The organism is Streptomyces sp. NPDC027663 (genome assembly GCF_055566415.1).
The window spans coordinates 132,666-150,188 of the sequence record NZ_JBVHSK010000009.1; the positions used below are offsets into that span (position 1 = coordinate 132,666).

Here is a 17,523-nt window from a genome sequence, read left to right on the forward strand (position 1 = left end):
GGGGTGAGTCTCCTGCCGGAGCTGCGCTACCCCAGCGTTCCCGAACTGGTCGCCTCCGCACGAGCGTTGGCCGCTCAGGAACCCGGGCTGTGCGGGCTGCGCGAGGTGGGCGTCTCCCGCGCCGGAAGACCCTTGCACCTGTTGTCGGTGGGACACGCCAGGCGGGCGGTCCTGGTCGTCGCAGGCGCCCACGCCAACGAGCCCACGGGCGGCTGCACGCTGCAGGTGCTGGCCGAAAGGGTACTGGCCGAGCGGGAACTGCGGGCCGACACCTCCTGGCACTTCCTGCTGTGCGCGGACCCGGACGGCGCGAGCCTGCACGTGACCCCGGCGCCGCGCAGCCTGCTCGACTACCACCTCGGTTTCTACCGGCCGACGGGTGCCGAGCAGCCGGAGTGGTCGCCGTCGGTGCTGCCGCCGGACCGGCTGCCGCCCGAGACCCGGACGCTGACCGGGGTGATCGACGAACTGCGCCCGTACCTCCAGGTGACCCTGCACGGCACCGACCTGGGCGGCAGCTGGGTGCAGTTGACGAAGGACGTGCCGGGCCTGGCCGAACCGTTCGCCAAGTCCGCGGCGGAGCTGCACATCCCGGTGGAGGCGGGGGCCTCGGACGCCGCGGGCTGGCCGGCCTCCGGCCCCGGCGTGCATGTGATGCCCGGCCCGGACACGGGTGTGGCCTACCCGAGCATGCCGGACGACGCCCGGCACAGCACCTGGTACCACACGCACCGGTACGGCGGACTGACGGCCGTGGTGGAGGTGCCGATGTGGGCCAGTGACCTGGTGGACGACCCGGCACCGCACCCGGCACCGGCGGAGGCCATCCGGCGCCTGTCCGAGCGGCTGCTGCGGGACTCGAGGGAGGTGGAGCGGATCCTCGCCGAGGCGCTGCCCCGGCTGGACGGCAGGGACGGACCGCTGCTGCGGGCCGCGCGCTGGGCGCTGGAGCTGATCCCGGGTCTGGCCGAGGACTGGGTCCACACGCCCCCGGCCGGCACGACGATGGCGTACGTCGGCAGTGTGGACGCCTTCGGGCGGCGGCTGCCACTGCGGGCCGCGGCGATGCTGCTCCGGGTGCTGCGGGAGGCGGACGACCGGGCGGCGCCGCGGCTGGAGCAGCTCGTCGCCACCTGGTGCGACGCCTTCGCGGCGCGCTTCCGGGCCCGCTGGGTTCCGCTGGAGAACCAGGTGGAACACCAGTCCCGGACGGTGCTGGCGGCGGCGCAGCACGCCCGGGACCAGGCGGCGTGAGCCGGCGCCGGACCCGCCGACCATGCGCCGGGACCGGGCGGCGCCGACCCTGCCGCCCGGTCCCGGCGCGCCGGTCAGTCGTCCATGCGGAAGACGGAGCCCGTCCGCGCCTTCATGACGCACGCACTCGTGTACGTCTCCTGGAAGTCGACCGGCCGGTTGTTCCACTCCCCGCGCGCCTGGACGGTCACCGGCGCGTAGATCATCGGGCAGAAGACGTTCGCCTGCGGGATGCGGTCGATGGCGCCGCCGGCGGCGGCCAGTTCGGCGCAGGCCGCGGCGGCGCGCGCATGCCCCTGGGGCGGGTCGCACAGCAGCAGGGTGCCGCTGCTGTCGCTGGACCGGGCGTCGCCCTTGGTGACCGTCAGGTAGAGCCAGTTGCCCGGGAGGATGTCGTGGGAGGCCGCTCGGGCCGGCCCGGCGGCGAGGAGGCCGGCGGCGGCCAGCAGGGCGCCGGCCGTCGCTGCCGCTCTGGTGATGTACGTCATGCCCGTTGCATCGGCACGGCGGGCGGCCTTCCACAGTCCGGCTCACCCGATCGGAACCGCACCCCGCGCGGGTGGGTGAGCGCCGGTTCGAAGCGCGCAGCCGGCGGTGCTCAGCCCGCCGCGAGCCGGAACGCCATCCGGCCGAAGGAGACCTGGTCGCCCTCGCGGACGACGACCGTCCCGATCACCCGGCGGCCGTTGACGGTGGTGCCGTTGGTGGAGCCGAGGTCCTTGAGGACCCACAGGCCGCCCTGGCGCCTGAGTTCGGCGTGCACCCGGGAGACGGTCTCGTGATTCAGGCGCAGCCCGTTCGCGGGGTCGCGTCCTATGCGCAGCGGGTGGGTGTGCTCCGGGTGGGGCAGCAGCAGCTTGGGCAGCCGCTCGGCCTGCCAGGCCCGGCGCAGCCGTACCGTGAACCCGGAAACGGCCTCGACGGTGCCGAAGACCGCACGGGACAAGCGGTTCTCCCGGGGCAGGTCGGCGACGAGGGCGGCGAGTTCGTCGGACCGGCGCGCGGCGAGCGCCAGCTCCATGCGGCGAACGAACGTGTCGTGCGAGAGCCGGCCCATGGCGACGCCGTCACGCAGCACCTGCAGCGCCTTGTCACGCTCCGCGTCGGACAACCGCGCGGGGTACGTGGAGAACTCGAAGGACGACGTCACGGAGGTGATTGTCGGTCAGTGAACCTCTGCTGTCCAGAAAACGCGTCCCGGTGCGGAGAGACGGGTACCGGCGCGACACCTGCCGCCGAAGGACGGATTCCAAAGCGCGGGGACGGTGCGGACGGCACGATGGAGGACGCGGGACATCACGGTGGGCAGACGAAGGGGAACCGTCCGTGCAGTTCGAGGTGTGGGCACCGCAGGCAGACCGAGTGACGCTCCATTGCGAGGGCGGCACGCGCGCGTTGGCACGGGATCCCGGGCGCGTGGGCTGGTGGACGGGCGAGGCGGAGGCGGTGGACGGCGCACGGTACGGCTTCGCGCTGGACGACGGCCCGGTGCTGCCCGATCCGCGGTCCCGCCGCCAGCCGGACGGCCCGGACGGGCTGAGCGCGGTCGTGGACCACGGGCGGTACGAGTGGCGTACGCAGTGGGCGGGGCGGGGTCTGCCGGGTGCGGTGCTGTACGAGCTGCACGTGGGCACGTACACCCGCGAGGGCACGCTGGACGCCGCCGCCGAGCGGCTGGAGCACCTGGTGGAACTGGGTGTCTCGCACATCGAGTTGATGCCGGTGTGCCCGTTCCCTGGGCGGCACGGCTGGGGGTACGAGGGGGTGTCGCTGTGGGCGGTGCACGAGCCGTACGGCGGCCCCGAGGCGCTGAAGCGCTTCGTCGACCGGGCGCACGCGCTCGGTCTCGGCGTCGTCCTGGACGTCGTGCACAACCACCTCGGCCCGTCGGGCAACCATCTGCCGGCCTTCGGCCCGTATTTCACGGACACCCATCACACGCCGTGGGGCACGGCGGTGAACCTGGACGCGCCCGGCTCGGACGAGGTGCGCGCGTTCCTCCTGGGCAATGCGCTGGCCTGGCTGCGGGACTACCGGATCGACGGGCTGCGCCTCGACGCCGTGCACGCGCTGTACGACACGCGCGCGTGCCACTATCTGGAGGAGCTGTCCACGGCCGTGGACGCGCTCGCCGACGAGCTGGGGCGCCCGCTGTTCCTGATCGCCGAGTCCGACCTGAACAACCCGCGGTTCATCACCCCGCGCGCGGAGAACGGCCTCGGGATGCACGCGCAGTGGAACGACGACTTCCACCACGCCTTGCACACCCTGCTGACCGGCGAGTCCCAGGGCTACTACGCGGACTTCGCGCGCGCCCCGTTCGCCGCGCTCGCCAAGACCCTCACCGGCGGCTTCTTCCACGACGGCACGTACTCCAGCTTCCGGGGCCGCCGGCACGGCCGTCCGCTGGACCGCGCGCGCGTGGCCGGGCACCGGCTGCTCGGCTACAGCCAGACCCACGACCAGGTCGGCAACCGCGCCCAGGGCGACCGGCTCGCCGCCCGCCTCTCCCCCGGCCTGCTGGCCTGCGCGGCCACGCTCACGCTGACCGCGCCGTTCACGCCGATGCTGTTCATGGGCGAGGAGTGGGCGGCGGGCACACCCTGGCAGTTCTTCACCGACCACACCGACCCCGAGCTGGCCGAGGCGGTACGGCGGGGCAGGCGGCGGGAGTTCGCGGCGCACGGCTGGGCCGAGGAGGACGTCCCGGACCCGCAGGACCCGGCGACCCGGGAGCGGTCCTGCCTGGACTGGTCGGAGCCGGAACGTGAGCCCCACGCGCGCGTGCTGGCCTGGTACCGGGAGCTGATCGCGCTGCGCCGCACCGCGCCCGACCTCACCGACCCGGACCTCGCCGACACGAAGGTGGCGTACGACGAGGACGCCCGCTGGCTGGCCTTCCGGCGCGGGGACGTACGGGTGGCGGTGAACCTGGGCAAGGAGGAGGCGGCGATCCCGCTGGGCACCGGCCGGGTGGAGGTCCTCGCCGCCTGGGACCCGGTCCGGACGCCGGGACGGGACGGCCTGCTTCAGGTGCCCGGCGAGTCGTGCGTGGTGCTCACGCAGCCCTGAGCCGGCCCCGGGCCCGGCGCCACCCGCCTGTTCCGCCGTACCGGGCACCCGGGGCGTTCGCGGTGGCGTGCGGCGCGCGCTCCGGCCGCAGAGCGCGGCGTCGAGGCCGGTCCGACGCGATTGCGATCTTCACGGATGCGTGCTGCGCTGAAAGTGGAGGATTTGGGGTTGCCACGGCGCTGACAAGGCCTCGATCTCCCCACCGTGCCGTACGACTCGCGGCCGGTCCGGGAAACCACGCCGGTTCTCTTCGGACCGGCAGCGAGCCGGTCCGTGTCCGTCTCCGAGAAGTCGAGCAGCCGTCGAACTCTTTGCCGGAGGCAAGGATGCTGTTCCACCGCATGCGGGCGGCAGCCCTCCTGACAGCCCTGGCCCTGTTCTGTGTCGGTGCCGACGTCTCGACGGCCGCGCCGGATGACGGTGGTCTCGTCGCGAGCTACCAGCCCGCCCGGACTTCCGCGGATCAGGAGGAGCAGCAGTTCCTCAAGGAGAGCCAGGTCCTGGAGAATGCGGCCGCTTACGCGAACGCCCTGATCGTCCTGCCCCGCACGGTTCCCCTGACGGCGGCGCACTGCGGGCAGGCCAACGGCTTCTGGGATCCGGACACCCGCACCATCGTCTTCTGCTACGAGCTCGTCGGATACTTCTATTCCGTCTTCCAGAAGGTGAACGCCGAGGGCAGCACCTCCCAACAGGAGCAGGCCACCTCCGAAGACGTCGTCGGCATGTCCACCACCACGGTCTTCCATGAACTGGGGCACGCCCTGATCAAGCTGTACGACCTGCCCACGACCGGCCGGGAGGAGGACGCGGCCGATCAGCTCGCCGTGCTCCTGCTCTCCCGTGACTCGGTCCACCAGGAGTACGCGGTGAGCGCCATCCAGGCGTGGGGTCAGTTCGCCCGCGCCGCGGAGCAGGGCGACATCAGTTCGCAGTTCGCCGACGAGCACTCCCTGGACGCACAGCGGTACTACAACTGGATCTGCTGGCTGTACGGCTCCGACCCGAACGCCTACGCGAGCGTCGTCGCGACCCAGGACAATCCCGACGGAGTCCTTCCCGAGGCCCGAGCCGTCCAATGCCCCGCGGAATACAATCGGTTCAACAAAGCATGGAGCACGTTGCTCCGGCCGTACCTGAAGACGTAGTCCGGATCCCGGCGGGGGCCGTGCGCACCGTCCGCGGCGGAACGAGCGACGGCCCGGGCACCGGACACGGATCACCGGCCGGTTCACGACGACCCACGGCGAGCGGACCCGTCCCCGCCCACTGCGTGGACAGCTCGGGACTCCATCTCGCCATCCTTGAAGTCGGTGACCCGCTGAGGACGGCTCAGGACTCCGTCCCGTCGTCCTTGAAGTCGGTGACCCGCTCCAGCAGGATCGGCTCCCAGACGCGTCGCAGCTGGGTCCGCAGCAGGGACAGCGAGCCCGCGGTGCGGCCCTCCAGGTGGTCGGTGAGGCGGATGACGGTGTCGCAGCGGGCGAGCCACAGGCCGCGCAGGCAGGGGCGGGCGCCGTAGCCGGCGAGGGTGGCGGCGCGGACGGCGGCCGGGGAGCCGACGGCCAGGGCGAGCCCGGCGATGTCCTCGGCGGGGTCGCCGAGGACCGCGGCGGTCCAGTCCAGGATGCCGCGCACGCGTCCGTCGGCGCTGACCACCACGTGTGCGCCGGTCAGCCCGTGATGGGTGAGGACGGCGGTGCCGGGCTGCGCGGCGAGCTGGGCCGCGCCGGGCGGGGTCAGCTGGTGCAGCCGGGCGGCGTCGAACTCGTCGGCGGCGGCGAGCCGTTCCGCGGCGTGCACGGCCATCCGGCGCAGCGCCTCCAGCGAGCGCGGTGCGGTGCGGGGCACACCGAGCGCCTCCGCCTGGCGGGCCGGCACCGCGCGCAGCCCGGTGAGCAGCCCGGCGAGGTCGGCCTCGCCGACGGCGGAGACGTCGTGCTCGTCGGCCGTGCCGCCGGGCACCCTGGTGTCGAGGGTGTAGGCGAGGCCGGGCGCCCAGTCGCCGTGCGCGATGCTGACCGGGACGGTGACGGGCAGGTGCGGGCGGATCAGGTCGCGCAGGCGCAGTTCCCGGCGGCGGCGGGCGGAGGCCTCACGGTCGGGTGCGAGGCGCAGCACATGGCGGCCGCCGATCCACCAGGTGTGCTCGCGGTCCTCCGTCACGGGCCGCACGTCGGGGCCCTCGGAGCCGTCGTCGCCCTCCTTGAGCAGCGAACGGACCAGTCTGCGGACGCCGTCCGCGGTGGGTGTCGGTGCCTGGGTCATGAGGTGTGCGTCGCCGTTCCGGTGTCTTCGAGAATGGGTCCCCTTCGAGCCTGTCAGTCCACTATGACCATCTCACGGGTGGTGTTGTTGAGGCGGCGCCCGCCGTCCTCGGTGACCGTGACGATGTCCTCGATACGCACCCCGAAGCGGCCGGGCAGGTAGATGCCGGGCTCCACGGAGAAGCACATGCCGGGCACGAGGGGCTGCTCCTCGCCCTCGATCATGTACGGCGGCTCGTGCGTGGTGACGCCGATGCCGTGTCCGGTGCGGTGGATGAAGTACTCGCCGTACCCCGCGTCGGTGATCACCTCGCGGGCGGCGCGGTCCACCTCCTGGCAGGCCGCACCCGGGCGTACGGCCCGGCAGCCGGCCTCCTGGGCGGCGCGCACGACGTCGTGGACCCGGCGCTCCTCCTCGGTGGGCTCGCCGACGTGGACCGTGCGGGTGGTGTCGGAGCCGTAGCCGTCCTTCAGGCCGCCGAAGTCCAGGACGACCATGTCGCCCCGCTGGATGACGCGGTCGCCGACCTCGTGGTGCGGGTTGGCGCCGTTGGGGCCGGAGCCGACGATGGTGAAGTCCACCTGGGAGTGGCCGAAACGGCGCAGCAGACCGGCGAGGTCGTGGCCGACGTCGGACTCGCGGCGGCCGGCGAAGGGAACCTTCCGGATCTCCTCGAACGTTGCATCGGCAGCCGCCGCGGCGGCTGCCAGGAGTTCCAGCTCGGCCGCGTCCTTGACGGCGCGCAGCATGGGCAGGGCGTCGGTGAGGCAGGCGTAGGAGGTGCCGGGCAGGGCGCGTTGGAGACCGAGCAGGTGCATCGCCCAGGTGTTGTCGCTGATGCCGAACCGGCCGCGGTCGTCGAGCAGGGCGGCGGTGACGGCGTAGGGGTCCTTGCCGTCGGTCCAGTCGCGCAGGGTCAGCGCGGCGGCGCCGGCCGCGTCCTCGGCGTCCGGCGCCTCGAGGGTGGGCACGACGAGCACCGGTTCCCGGCCGGGGGCGAGGACCAGCACGGTGAGCCGTTCGGTGACCGCGGTGGGCGAGTAGCCGGTGAGCCACACCATGTCCGGTCCCGGGGCCACGAGCAGCCCCGCGAGGCCGGCGTCGGCGGCGGACCGCGTGGCACGCTCCAGGCGGGACCGGTAGTCGGCGGCGGTGAAGGGCGCGGGCGTGGTACCGGTCATCCGGGCCTCCGGGCGCGGGTGAGGAAACGGGGCGACGGCGTCTCGGGCAGCATCCTGCCCGCCCGGGCAGGGCCACGCGAGCCGGTCTCGGGAACCGGTGTCCCGGGACGCGCGGCATGGGTGCTGGCCATGGGCCCATGATGTCGTGTGGGACGGAGGGTGACCAGCGGGTTTCCCGGCGTGTACGAGGCGGGTGCCACCGGCGGGGTTCCTGGTCGGTCAGGTCACCACACCGGGGACCACCGGCAACTGCTGGAAACCGCCGCTGGCGTGGCGCACGGTGAGGAGCACCGCCTTGCCCGGGCGGGCCCGGACGACCGCTCGGGCGAGGTCGGCGGCGGTGTCGACGCGGGCCGAGCCGAACTGGAGCACGACGTCCCCGCGGACCAGTCCCGCGGAGTAGCCGGGGCCGGGCACATGCACGCCCATCACCAGCGCGCCCGCCTTCTCGGCGTCCGCCGCCTCCACACCGAGGGTGGCGCCGGGCGGGGCGGCGGCGGGGCTCGGCGCGGCCGGCGGGGTGGCCTCGGCCGACGGGGCGGGCGGTGGGGCGTGGCCCTGCAGCTCGGCGAGCCTGCTCATGCCGATGACCGTGGCGCCGACCGTGCCGAGCCCCACGCCGCAGAGCACCAGCACGATGCCGGTGCACAGGCCGAACAGCAGGGTCCGCAGCCGCCGTCCGCGCCGGCGAGCGGCATGCGGTCGCTTGGGCGGGGCGGACGGGCCGCCGCCCTCCCGCCCCCGGTCCTGACCGGGCATCGGCTTGGGACGCAACGCAGTCTGTTCCATGGTTCGCTCGCCTCCGGCTGGTGCTCTACCCGGGACGGTGGGCCGCGACGAGACACGAACGAGTGAGACTGGCCGGAGGGTGGCGAAGGGTAGCCATGGCCGCCGAGGCGGTGCACGGTCTCCCGCGGGGTCACTGCGCCCGTGCTCCGGCGGCGACGGGAGGGACAGCCACTCGCCCGCGGACCCGGCGCCCGGCACCGGCGGCACCGGCCGGACCGGAGTCGCGGCGTACGCAGAGCCGTGCGGGGAACAGGCCCGCATGCATGCCGAAGGGCCACCCGGGTCGCGTTCCGCGGGGACAGCGCCCTCCGCGCCCTAGGCGACCCGCCGCTGCCGGCAGCAGCGGCTCGTTCACCTGCCGCCCACCAGCCGCCGCATCACCTCCCCCGCCGCATCCCCCGGACTTCCGCCGTGCAGGAGTTCCGTGCGATGGACGACGCGCGGGGCGGTGAGGGGTACGGCGGCCGTGCCGGGGATGCCCGTGGCCGTCGTGCTGGGCAGCAGGGTGAGGCCGTGGCCGGCTGCCGTGAGTGCGGTGAGCGTGCGCAGGTCGGTGCCCTCATAGCGCAGGGCGGCCCGGAAGGCGCCGCCGGCGGTCGCGGCGCGCAGCTGGGCGAGCGGGAGCGCCGCGTCGGGGGCATCGAGCCAGCGGGCGTCCCGCAGGTCGCCGAGGCGCAGGCCGGGGCGGCCGGCGAGGGGGTGCCCGGCCGGCATCAGCACGCTCACCGGCTCCTCGGCGACGCCGTGCGCGGTCAGCGGTGCCACGTCGGGCAGCCGGAGCGGATCACTCGGCGCGGCCAGCCCGTCGACGAGGCCGAGGTCGGCGGTGCCGGTGGCGACGGCGGCGGGAACCTCCTCGCGGGCGAGGACGCGCAGGGTCACGCCGGCCGGCGGGAGCGCACCCAGGACGGCGGCGCCGAGCGCCGTCGGTGTGGTGGCGAGGGTCAGCCCGTACCGGGGCGCACCGGCCATGCGGACGACGTCGGCGCGGGCCGCGTCCAGGCGCAGCAGCAGCGGGGCCGCGTGCTCCAGGAGCCGCTCGCCCGCCGTGGTGGGCGTGACCGGCCTGCGGGTCAGCAGAGCCGCGCCCAGGTCCTGTTCGAGGGCGGCGATGTGCTGGGAGACCGCGGACTGGGTGTAGCCCAGCTCGCGCGCGGCCTCCGAGAAGGAGGCGAGGCGCGCCACGGTGACGTAGGTGCGCAGCAGATGCGGGTCCATGCGGAGCAGCATCCCACTCCATCAGCAATGCTTATCGAGCATGCATGAATCATCGTTGGACGTGAACGGGCCGCCGCCCGGAGGATGATGCCCATGACGCACACCGCCACTCTCGCCCTCGTCGGCGACCGCTCTTCCCACGTCGTCTCGCACACCCGGATCCCGCTTCTGCTGGAGGCCCTGGCCGCCCGCGACCGGCTGGTCCTGGACGCGTACTGGATCTCCTCGCAGGACGCCGGGGCCGAGGGCGCGGTGCGGGGGTTCGACGCCGTGTGGGTGCTGCCGGGCAGCCCGTACCGCAGCGAGGCGGGAGTCCTCGCGGCGGTCCGCACCGCGCGCGAGGAGGGCATCCCGTTCCTGGGCACGTGCGGCGGCTTCCAGCACGCGCTGCTGGAGTACGCCCGGCACGTGTGCGGACTGACCGGGGTTGCGCACGCCGAGAACGACCCGGACGCCGCGGACCCGTTGATCGAGCCGCTGGCCTGCTCGCTGGTGGGCCACGAAGCCACGGTGACGGTCGAGCCGGACACACTGGCCGCGTCCGTTTTCGGCTCGGCGCGCACGGTCGAGCGGTACTTCTGCGCCTACGGCCCCTCCCGCCACCTCGACACGCTCCGCGCCCACGGCCTGCGGTTCTCCGGGCACGACGAGGACGGTCACGTCCGGATGGCCGAACTGCCGGGTCATCCCTTCTTCCTGGCGTCGCTGTTCCAGCCGGAGCTGGCCGGCGACGGCTCGCACCCGCACCCGATGATCCGGGCGCTGGCGCGAGCCGCGGTCGAGCACGCGGGTTCCCGGCTCGGCCGGCCGGTGTGACGGTCGCCCGCCTCAGCCCGTGTGGCCCTCGCCGTGGCCGCCGTGCGCTCCGCCGTGGCCGCCGTGCGCCCCGCCGTGGTCGAACTTCAGGGCTTCGGGCGGCATGACGACGAAGGGCCGCATCATGCCCATGTCCTCGTGCTCCAGCAGATGGCAGTGGTACATGAACCGGCCGTACGCGCCGTCGAAGCGGCCCATGACCCGCAGCAGCTGGCTCCCCGGCACACGGAAGACGTCCTTGTGTCCGCGCTCGTTGGGCGCGAGCGGTACGACCGTCCCCGCGTCGTACCGGATCGGGGTGCGGGTGCCGCCCACCGCCGGGTCGAAACCGGAGACGTCGTAGGCGTCCCGGCCCAGCAGCTGGAAGTCGGCCAGGTGGATGTGCATGGGGTGCACGATCGGCGCGAGGTTGAGGAAGCTCCACTGCTCGTGGCTGCCCTCGCCGATCGTGAAGCCGAGCCCGTCGTTGAAGGTGCGCGCCGTGCGCCGGTACGTCTTCGTGGTGCCGTCGCGTCCGGTGATCTGGACGATGCCCTCGGCCGGGAGCCGGAGGCCGGAGGCGTCCTGGACCTCGGTCATCTCCCAGATCTCCGGGTGGCCTCCGCCGCCCTTGGTGGCGGGCGGGGTGAGCAGGATCATGCGGTGGCCGTGCGGGATGTCGTGGGTGAGGCGGCGGAACGAGCCGGAGAGCACCTCGGGCAGTTCGAAGGTGTCCTGCTCGCACGCATCACCGACCCGGAACTCCAGGACGGCCGGATACGGCACGTCGCCGGCCGGGTCGGGGACACCCGCGGGCTGGTTGCGGCCCTTGTTCACCAGCCGGAGGGTCCGGCCGGCCAGGTCGCGGAAGTCGACCAGCAGGTCGAAGCGCTCGGCCGGCGCGGCGGTGAGGGCGGGCAGGTCGGCGTCGAAGTCGACCGGCACCGGGCGGGGCAGCAGGCCGCCGTCGCTGCCGATCTGGTGGACGATCCCCGGCACCGGCTCGCCGTCCTCGTCGACCAGGACGAAGTCGAAGATGCGCGCGTTGGAGGCGTTGACCAGCCGGAAGCGGTACCAGGCCGGGTCCACGTCGGCGTACGGCCAGATGCGGCCGTTGACCGTGGTGTAGGGGCCGGTGAACGGGATGGAGACCGGCTTCCCGGTCTCCGGGTTGCGCTGCTGCACGATCAGCGTCTTGTGCAGCAGCCGGCCGTTGAGACGGCCGTCCTCGTCGGTGTCGAGATTGCGGTCGGCGATGAGCAGCGGGATCTCCCGCTCGCCGCAGGGCAGGTGGAGGGCGTCCTCCTCCTCGTCACGGACGAGATAGGTGCCGTACAGGCCCGTCATCACGTTCCAGCGGGTGATGTTCATCGCGTGGTCGTGGTACCACCACTGCACCGCCTGGTGGTCGTTCGGGTACTCGGCCAGCTGGGCGTCGCCGTGACCGACCGCGTTGTCCGCCCAGCCGTCGTTGCCGCCGCCCGTCTGGGCGCCGTGCAGATGGGTCACCGACCAGGCGGGCAGGGCGGCCACGTCCTTGTTCGGCTCGGCTCCCTCGCGGCCGGGCTCGGTGGTGGCCTGCGGGCGGCCGTCCGTGCGCAGCGGCACCTCCACCGAGGTGACCGGGTACTCGCTCTCCTTCGGGATGCGGTTGGTCCAGGCGATGCGGACGCGCTGCCCACGCCGCACCTCGATGGTGGGACCCGGCACATGTCCGTCGTACCCCCACATCAGGGTCGGCGGGAGCTGCGGGTGCAGGCGCACCCAGGTGGGGCGCAGGGCGATCTCGGTCTCGCGCAGGACGTCGCCCGCGGCGGGCCTCAGGACGGGCGGGACGGTCAACGGCATGACATACGGCGTCAGTTCGCTCGCCGTCACCGGGACCCGCTCCGCCGGAATCCGCTCCGCCGAACTTCCCTCCGCCAGGCTTCCTTCGCCCGGAGTTCCTTCCGTCGGAGTTCCTTCCGCCGGAGTTCCTTCCGCCGGCGGCCCCTGCGCCGGAGTCCGCTCCCGCGCGGTCTGTCCCGTGAGCCCCTCGATCGTCTCGGTCAAGGTCGAACACCCCCCTGTGTTCAGCAGTTCGTCGTTCCCCTTGTTCCGCAAGACTCCCGGTGGCTCACCGTAGTTCCCTGAATGCCCTGTTCCGGTACGAAAAGATTCCGAGACCGTCAGCCGAAGCTCAGCGCCGGCAGGGCGGGCGTGCGGCCGGGCAGGAAGCCGTGGGAGCGGCGGCCGAGCCACTCGGCCTTGTAGCGGTCGACCTCCCGGTGCCAGTGGAGGATGCCGGCCAGCCAGTTCTTCAGGTCCTGCACATAGGCGTCCATGGCTGTACGGGCCTCCGCGGACAGGTCGAAGTCCTGGCACACCACCGGCAGTTCGTGGGCGATCACATGCTCGAACTGCTGCATGCGCTGGGTCATCAGATCGTGGACGACACCGAGCGCGGCCGGGTAGTCCACTCCGAAGAAGTTCTGCACGACCAGGACGGCGTTGTGGATCTCGCCCTCGTACTCGATCTCCTTCTGGTACGAGAAGACGTCGTTGAGGAGGCATGCGTAGTCGATGGCGGCGTTCTCCAGGGAGCGCACCGGCCCGCAGGCGTACACCTCGGCGGGGATCGCGGGGCCGTGGCCCATCCGGCACAGGCTCAGGGTGAGGTCGGAGCCGAAGGTGGCGCGCCGCATCTCCAGGTAGTCGACCGGGTCCGGGACGCGGTTCTGCAGCTGGTTGGAGAGTTCCCAGACCCAGCTCTCGGTCATGGCGTCCACCGAGGCCTTGAGGGTGCGTCGCTGGTCGGGGGTCATCTCGGCCGTGGTGCGGACCCACAGGTCGAGCAGTGCCCGCTCCATGGCGTCGCCGGGGACCAGGGCCGGTTCGCCCTCCACGGGCATGCACTGCGAGAGGCGGGCCGTGGTCAGCCGGGCGGCGGCGAGGTCCCGGCGGTGGCCGTACACCAAGGGGTAGTAGTCGTCGCCGTAGGTGCCCCAGGCGAGCCACTGCGCGCTGAGGTCGAGGGCCTCGGGGGTGGCGTCCGGGTCCAGGCCGGCGGCGCACAGGGCGAGGTCGTAGGCGGCGAGCTTGTCCTCGTCCCAGACGCCCTCCTGCAGGATGCCCGTGCGGTGGCACCAGTCGGCGAGGCGGCCGCGGGACTCGTCCAGGTGCGGGCTGAGCTGCAGTTCGAAGGGCATGTACAGGTCGGGAATGCGGGCGGGTCCGACCTTCTGGCAGGGCACGTGGGAGTGGGCGCGCAGGCGCTCCCGGGCGGCCGATGCGAGGAGCGCGCCGACGTCGGCGGCGGAGATGCCGGGTCCGCTCGTCAGCTGCCAGGGCGAGTCGGACCGCGCGCCCTTGTTCATGTAGCGGCTGGAGCGCATGTGCCACTCGTGGCCGCCGGACTGCCAGTCCTGGAGCCCCTTGGTGTAGGCGGCGATCGCGGCGGCCTCGACGGGTGTGAGGCCCTTCTCCAGGCAGACGGCGGGGACTTCGGTGAGCGCGGTGTGCTCGAACTGGTGGAGCCGGGAGGTGAGGACGTCGTTGACGGTGTCGGCGGCCTCCTGGGTGGTGCAGCCGAAGAACTTCTCCAGGACGAGCACGCCGTTGCTGTTCTCGCCCTCGTCCTCGACCTCGCGCTGGTAGGAGAACAGGTCGTTGCGCAGGTGGACGGCGTCGGAGAACGTCTCCATGAGGACGCGCAGCGGCCGGGTGCCGGCGACGGCGGTGGGCACCTCGGCGGTCGCGTACTCCACGAGCCCCGCCGACCAGGGCGCGCCGCCCACCTTGCGGCGCATCTCGATGTACTCCACGGGGTTGGCGATGCGCCCTTCGTGGATGTTGGACAGCTCCCACATGGACTCGTTGAGCAGATGCTCGGTGGCCACGGAGAAGCGGCGGCGCCAGTCGAGGGACATCGACGGCACCGTCCGCGCCCACAGGTCCTTCAGGCCCGCCTCCACCGGGTTCTCCGGTTCCGGGACGGCAGTCGCGAGGTCGAGCGGCATGAACAGCGGCAGCCGGTCCAGATGGGCCTTTCCGGCCGCGCGGTCGGGGGTGCGCTTGAACATGTCGAGGAAGTGGTCGTCGAAGAAGAACACCCACACGTACCAGTCGGTGATCAGCGAGAGGGCGGGTCCGTCGCAGTCGGGATGGGTGTAGGAGCACAGGAGTCCGTAGTCGTGCGCCTCCAGGTCGGCCTGTTCCCAGATGCCGGAGCCCTCCAGCATGCCCATCTCGCGGGCCCACCGGATCGAGTGGGCGCGGGCCTCGTCCAGATGCGGGTTGAGCCGCGCGGGATACGGCATGTAGAAGTGCGGGAGTTCGAACGGCTGCGTCATGGCCGGGCCCTACCCGCGGCCCGGAACCCGCATCCGCCCGGCGGCACATGATCACACCATCGCGTGAAACGCCGGGGAAACCGGGAACTCCGGCGGGCGGGCGTGGCGTTCGAGCCCTTGCCGCACCCCCGCGCGCGGGCCACGGTAGGCGCATGACCTCCTTCGTGCTGCCCCGAGGGGTGCCGGTGCCGGACGTCTTCGATCCGCGCAGGTACGCCGACGGGGTGCCCTACGACGACTACCGCGTTCTGCGCGACCACCACCCGGTGGCCTGGCAGGAGGAGCCGGAGGTGCTGGGCTGGCCGGCCGGACCCGGGTTCTGGGCGGTGACCCGGCACGCGGACGTCCTGCACGTGCTCAGGGACGCGACGACGTACTCCTCGTACGCCGGCGCGACCCAGATCCGGGACCCGGACCCGGAGGATCTGCCGTTCATCCGGCGGATGATGCTCAATCAGGACCCGCCGGGACACGGCCGTCTGCGGCGCCTGGTGAGCCGCGCCTTCACGCCGGGGCGGGTGGACCGCTTCGCGGAGGCCGCCCGGGAGCGGGCGCGCACGCTGCTCGCGAACGCTCTGGAGGAGGCGCGGGAGGGGGACGGGACGGTCGACCTGGTGGCCTCCGTCACCGACGAGTACGCCCTGCTCAACCTGGCGGATCTGCTGGGTGTCCCGGAGAGCGACCGGCGGCTGCTGCTGCACTGGACGCAGCGGGTCATCGGCTACCAGGACCCGGACGAGGCCGGTACCCCCGTACGGGACGGGGAGGGCAGACCGGTGAATCCGCGGTCACCGGCGATGCTGCGGGACATGTTCGCGTACGCCCGCGAGCTGGCCGGACACAAGCGGCGGTCTCCCGCGGACGACGTCATGACCTCGCTGGCCCACGACCGCGAACTCGACGGCCCCGAACTGGAGATGTTCTTCTTCCTGCTCACCGTCGCCGGCAACGACACCGTGCGCAGTGCGGCCCCGGGCGGGCTGCTGGCGCTGGCGGAGCATCCGGCGGCCTACGAGGCACTGCGTGCCGGGAAGGCCGATGTCTCCTGCGTCGTCGAGGAGTTGCTGCGGTGGCATCCGCCCGTGCTGTCCTTCCGCCGTACTGCCGCGCGGGACACCGAGCTGGCCGGGCGCCGGATCCGGACGGGCGACAAGGTCGTGGTGTTCCACGCCTCGGCCAACCGGGACGAGCGGGTGTTCGCCGAGCCCGACCGGCTCGATCCGGCCCGCTCCCCCAATCCGCACGTCTCCTTCGGGAACGGCCCCCATGTGTGCCTGGGCGCCCACTTCGCCCGGCTGCAGCTGCGGCTGCTCCACGAGGAGGTGCTGCGCGTCCTGCCCGGACCGCTGCGCCTCGCCGGACCGGCCGGACGGCTGGTGTCGAACTTCATCAACGGCCTCAAGTCATTGCCGCTGACCGTCACCTGACGGGTCGACCTGAATCAGCGCATGGGTGCCGCTCGTGCGCCAGCGCCGGCCCTCGGCCGCCACCAGCGCGGTCTCGGTGGCGGCGGACAGGCCGGTGATCACATCGGACTTGAGGGTGCGCAGGGCGGCGACCGGGCCGGGGAAGTACGCCGTCGTACGCCGGAAGGGGGTGGTCGGCGGCCAGAGCCGGTCGCCCACCAGGCGGCGGTAGTTGAGATCTCCCTTGACGACGGTCAGCGTGGCCGCCGCGAACTCGGCGCGCAGGTCGTCCGGCATCGCCGAGTACGGCAGCGGGGCGCTGGAGAAGGGGTGGGCGCGGACGGTGAGCCGGCCGTCGGCCATCGCGGCCCACAGCGTGCGCCCGTACTCGCCGGCCGCGCCCGGCGCGCTGTGCAGCCGGTGCAGGGCGTCGACCACGTCGGCGGTGGTGGCGTCGGACACGTAGTAGGGGTACGGCTTGACGTGCAGCACGGCCCGGGCGGCACGGCCCTCGGCAAGGAGGTGGGCGATCAGCAGGAGGTCGGGGACGAGTTCGCGGCCCGCGTTGTCCGCGACCAGCACCAGCGTGCCCTTTCCGGCGGGCGGCAGCAGTGACCACAGGGTTTCGCTGTCGTCGGCGACCAGCGCGGGGGCCGGGTCCCGGGCCACGGCGCCCGCGGCGGAGAGCCGGAAGCCGAGGTCGGCCCGGTTGCCCCACAGCGAGCCGTGCAGCAGGGCGTGCGCCCGCTCCTGCTCCGGCAGCTTCTGCAGGCCGTCCAGGGCCGCCAGTTCCTCGTCGGTCTCCAGGGCGTCCAGTTCTGCGCGTTTGAAGGGGCGGAAGGGGTCGATGCCCTGCCAGGGGCCGGGACCGAACCAGCCGACGGCCTCGAGCAGCCGACGGTAGAACCAGCTCTCGGACCACAGCCACGGCACGTCGTACCAGGACTGTCCGGCATACCCGGTCAGTCCCCACGCATGCCACAGCTCCCCGTCCGGGGCGCCGGCGGGCAGCGGCTCGACCGTTCCCCCGGTGCAGCTCTCCAGCAGTTCGTCCAGCGCCTTGTGCTGCCCGGGCCCGTACGGGAAGGCGTCCCGCACCTGCCGGATGATCGCGGGGTGCCGTTCGGCCAGCACGCTGTGCGGGAAGGAACCGGGCTCGTTGCCGAGGATCACGGGTGCCAAGGGGGTATCGGGCATGTCCGTCACCGT

Annotated in this window: 14 protein-coding genes; 5 read left to right on the forward strand and 9 right to left on the reverse strand. The window is 73.0% G+C overall.

Annotated elements, in window-relative coordinates; genetic code table 11:
- Positions 1 to 3: 3 nt before the first annotated feature.
- On the forward strand, positions 4 to 1,254 hold the full coding sequence (locus ACZ4SF_RS23855; protein ID WP_468387790.1) for a M14 family zinc carboxypeptidase: 1,251 nt from the start codon (positions 4 to 6) through the stop codon (positions 1,252 to 1,254).
- A gap of 74 nt (positions 1,255 to 1,328) precedes the next feature.
- Here ACZ4SF_RS23855 and ACZ4SF_RS23860 read toward each other — a convergent pair whose 3' ends face one another.
- Both ACZ4SF_RS23860 and ACZ4SF_RS23865 read right to left on the reverse strand, forming a co-directional pair.
- Positions 1,329 to 1,742 (reverse strand): SSI family serine proteinase inhibitor, encoded by a 414-nt coding sequence (locus ACZ4SF_RS23860; protein WP_468387792.1) that lies wholly within the window; start codon positions 1,740 to 1,742, stop codon positions 1,329 to 1,331.
- A 110-nt stretch (positions 1,743 to 1,852) separates the two neighbouring features.
- Entirely contained in the window at positions 1,853 to 2,404 is a 552-nt protein-coding gene (locus ACZ4SF_RS23865) for an FHA domain-containing protein (RefSeq protein WP_468387793.1), read from the reverse strand.
- Positions 2,405 to 2,580: 176 nt separating this feature from the next.
- Here ACZ4SF_RS23865 and treZ point away from each other — a divergent pair, with 176 nt between their 5' ends.
- Both treZ and ACZ4SF_RS23875 read left to right on the forward strand, forming a co-directional pair.
- The gene (gene treZ, locus ACZ4SF_RS23870; RefSeq protein ID WP_468387795.1) at positions 2,581 to 4,326 is read left to right on the forward strand and encodes a malto-oligosyltrehalose trehalohydrolase; all 1,746 of its coding nucleotides are present in this window, start codon (positions 2,581 to 2,583) and stop codon (positions 4,324 to 4,326) included.
- 326 nt (positions 4,327 to 4,652) lie between these two features.
- Positions 4,653 to 5,474 carry a DUF4344 domain-containing metallopeptidase gene (locus ACZ4SF_RS23875; RefSeq protein ID WP_468387796.1) on the forward strand — a complete coding sequence of 274 codons (822 nt, stop codon included), beginning with the start codon at positions 4,653 to 4,655 and terminating at the stop codon, positions 5,472 to 5,474.
- A gap of 184 nt (positions 5,475 to 5,658) precedes the next feature.
- Here ACZ4SF_RS23875 and ACZ4SF_RS23880 read toward each other — a convergent pair whose 3' ends face one another.
- From ACZ4SF_RS23880 to ACZ4SF_RS23895, 4 genes are all read right to left on the reverse strand, one after another.
- Positions 5,659 to 6,594 carry an aminoglycoside phosphotransferase family protein gene (locus tag ACZ4SF_RS23880; RefSeq protein WP_468387798.1) on the reverse strand — a complete coding sequence of 312 codons (936 nt, stop codon included), beginning with the start codon at positions 6,592 to 6,594 and terminating at the stop codon, positions 5,659 to 5,661.
- A gap of 53 nt (positions 6,595 to 6,647) precedes the next feature.
- Positions 6,648 to 7,775, reverse strand: coding sequence for an aminopeptidase P family protein (locus ACZ4SF_RS23885; RefSeq protein ID WP_468387800.1), 1,128 nt, complete (start codon positions 7,773 to 7,775; stop codon positions 6,648 to 6,650).
- A gap of 219 nt (positions 7,776 to 7,994) precedes the next feature.
- On the reverse strand, positions 7,995 to 8,564 hold the full coding sequence (locus ACZ4SF_RS23890) for a PDZ domain-containing protein (RefSeq protein WP_468387802.1): 570 nt from the start codon (positions 8,562 to 8,564) through the stop codon (positions 7,995 to 7,997).
- A 351-nt stretch (positions 8,565 to 8,915) separates the two neighbouring features.
- Positions 8,916 to 9,782: a LysR family transcriptional regulator gene (locus ACZ4SF_RS23895; RefSeq protein WP_468388080.1), complete on the reverse strand. Its 867-nt coding sequence runs from the start codon at positions 9,780 to 9,782 to the stop codon at positions 8,916 to 8,918.
- 93 nt (positions 9,783 to 9,875) lie between these two features.
- On the opposite strand from ACZ4SF_RS23895, the gene ACZ4SF_RS23900 reads away from it, so the two are divergent.
- On the forward strand, positions 9,876 to 10,598 hold the full coding sequence (locus tag ACZ4SF_RS23900) for a CTP synthase C-terminal region-related (seleno)protein (RefSeq protein WP_468387804.1): 723 nt from the start codon (positions 9,876 to 9,878) through the stop codon (positions 10,596 to 10,598).
- Between the two features lie 12 nt (positions 10,599 to 10,610).
- On the opposite strand, the gene phsA is transcribed toward ACZ4SF_RS23900, so the two are convergent.
- Together phsA and cyc2 are read right to left on the reverse strand one after the other, a co-directional pair.
- Positions 10,611 to 12,455 (reverse strand): O-aminophenol oxidase PhsA, encoded by a 1,845-nt coding sequence (phsA, locus tag ACZ4SF_RS23905; RefSeq protein WP_468387806.1) that lies wholly within the window; start codon positions 12,453 to 12,455, stop codon positions 10,611 to 10,613.
- Positions 12,456 to 12,745: 290 nt separating this feature from the next.
- The gene (gene cyc2, locus ACZ4SF_RS23910) at positions 12,746 to 14,908 is read right to left on the reverse strand and encodes a germacradienol/geosmin synthase Cyc2 (protein WP_468387808.1); all 2,163 of its coding nucleotides are present in this window, start codon (positions 14,906 to 14,908) and stop codon (positions 12,746 to 12,748) included.
- Positions 14,909 to 15,060: 152 nt separating this feature from the next.
- On the opposite strand from cyc2, the gene ACZ4SF_RS23915 reads away from it, so the two are divergent.
- A complete protein-coding gene (locus tag ACZ4SF_RS23915) occupies positions 15,061 to 16,335 on the forward strand; it encodes a cytochrome P450 (RefSeq protein WP_468387810.1) in 1,275 nt (424 codons plus the stop codon).
- Here ACZ4SF_RS23915 and ACZ4SF_RS23920 read toward each other — a convergent pair.
- Positions 16,312 to 17,511: a damage-control phosphatase ARMT1 family protein gene (locus ACZ4SF_RS23920; RefSeq protein ID WP_468387812.1), complete on the reverse strand. Its 1,200-nt coding sequence runs from the start codon at positions 17,509 to 17,511 to the stop codon at positions 16,312 to 16,314. The two genes, ACZ4SF_RS23915 and ACZ4SF_RS23920, sit on opposite strands and share 24 nt — an antisense overlap.
- Between the last annotated feature and the right edge of the window lie 12 nt (positions 17,512 to 17,523).

Bases quoted from the DNA above. Each gene is read 5' to 3' on its own strand.
- ACZ4SF_RS23895 (WP_468388080.1), bottom strand. From the start codon at position 9,782: ATGGACCCGCATCTGCTGCGCACCTACGTCACCGTGGCGCGCCTCGCC.
- ACZ4SF_RS23915 (WP_468387810.1), top strand. From the start codon at position 15,061: ATGACCTCCTTCGTGCTGCCCCGAGGGGTGCCGGTGCCGGACGTCTTC.
- ACZ4SF_RS23890 (WP_468387802.1), bottom strand. From the start codon at position 8,564: ATGGAACAGACTGCGTTGCGTCCCAAGCCGATGCCCGGTCAGGACCGG.
- ACZ4SF_RS23860 (WP_468387792.1), bottom strand. From the start codon at position 1,742: ATGACGTACATCACCAGAGCGGCAGCGACGGCCGGCGCCCTGCTGGCC.
- ACZ4SF_RS23880 (WP_468387798.1), bottom strand. From the start codon at position 6,594: ATGACCCAGGCACCGACACCCACCGCGGACGGCGTCCGCAGACTGGTC.
- cyc2 (WP_468387808.1), bottom strand. From the start codon at position 14,908: ATGACGCAGCCGTTCGAACTCCCGCACTTCTACATGCCGTATCCCGCG.
- ACZ4SF_RS23900 (WP_468387804.1), top strand. From the start codon at position 9,876: ATGACGCACACCGCCACTCTCGCCCTCGTCGGCGACCGCTCTTCCCAC.
- ACZ4SF_RS23875 (WP_468387796.1), top strand. From the start codon at position 4,653: ATGCTGTTCCACCGCATGCGGGCGGCAGCCCTCCTGACAGCCCTGGCC.
- ACZ4SF_RS23885 (WP_468387800.1), bottom strand. From the start codon at position 7,775: ATGACCGGTACCACGCCCGCGCCCTTCACCGCCGCCGACTACCGGTCC.
- ACZ4SF_RS23920 (WP_468387812.1), bottom strand. From the start codon at position 17,511: ATGCCCGATACCCCCTTGGCACCCGTGATCCTCGGCAACGAGCCCGGT.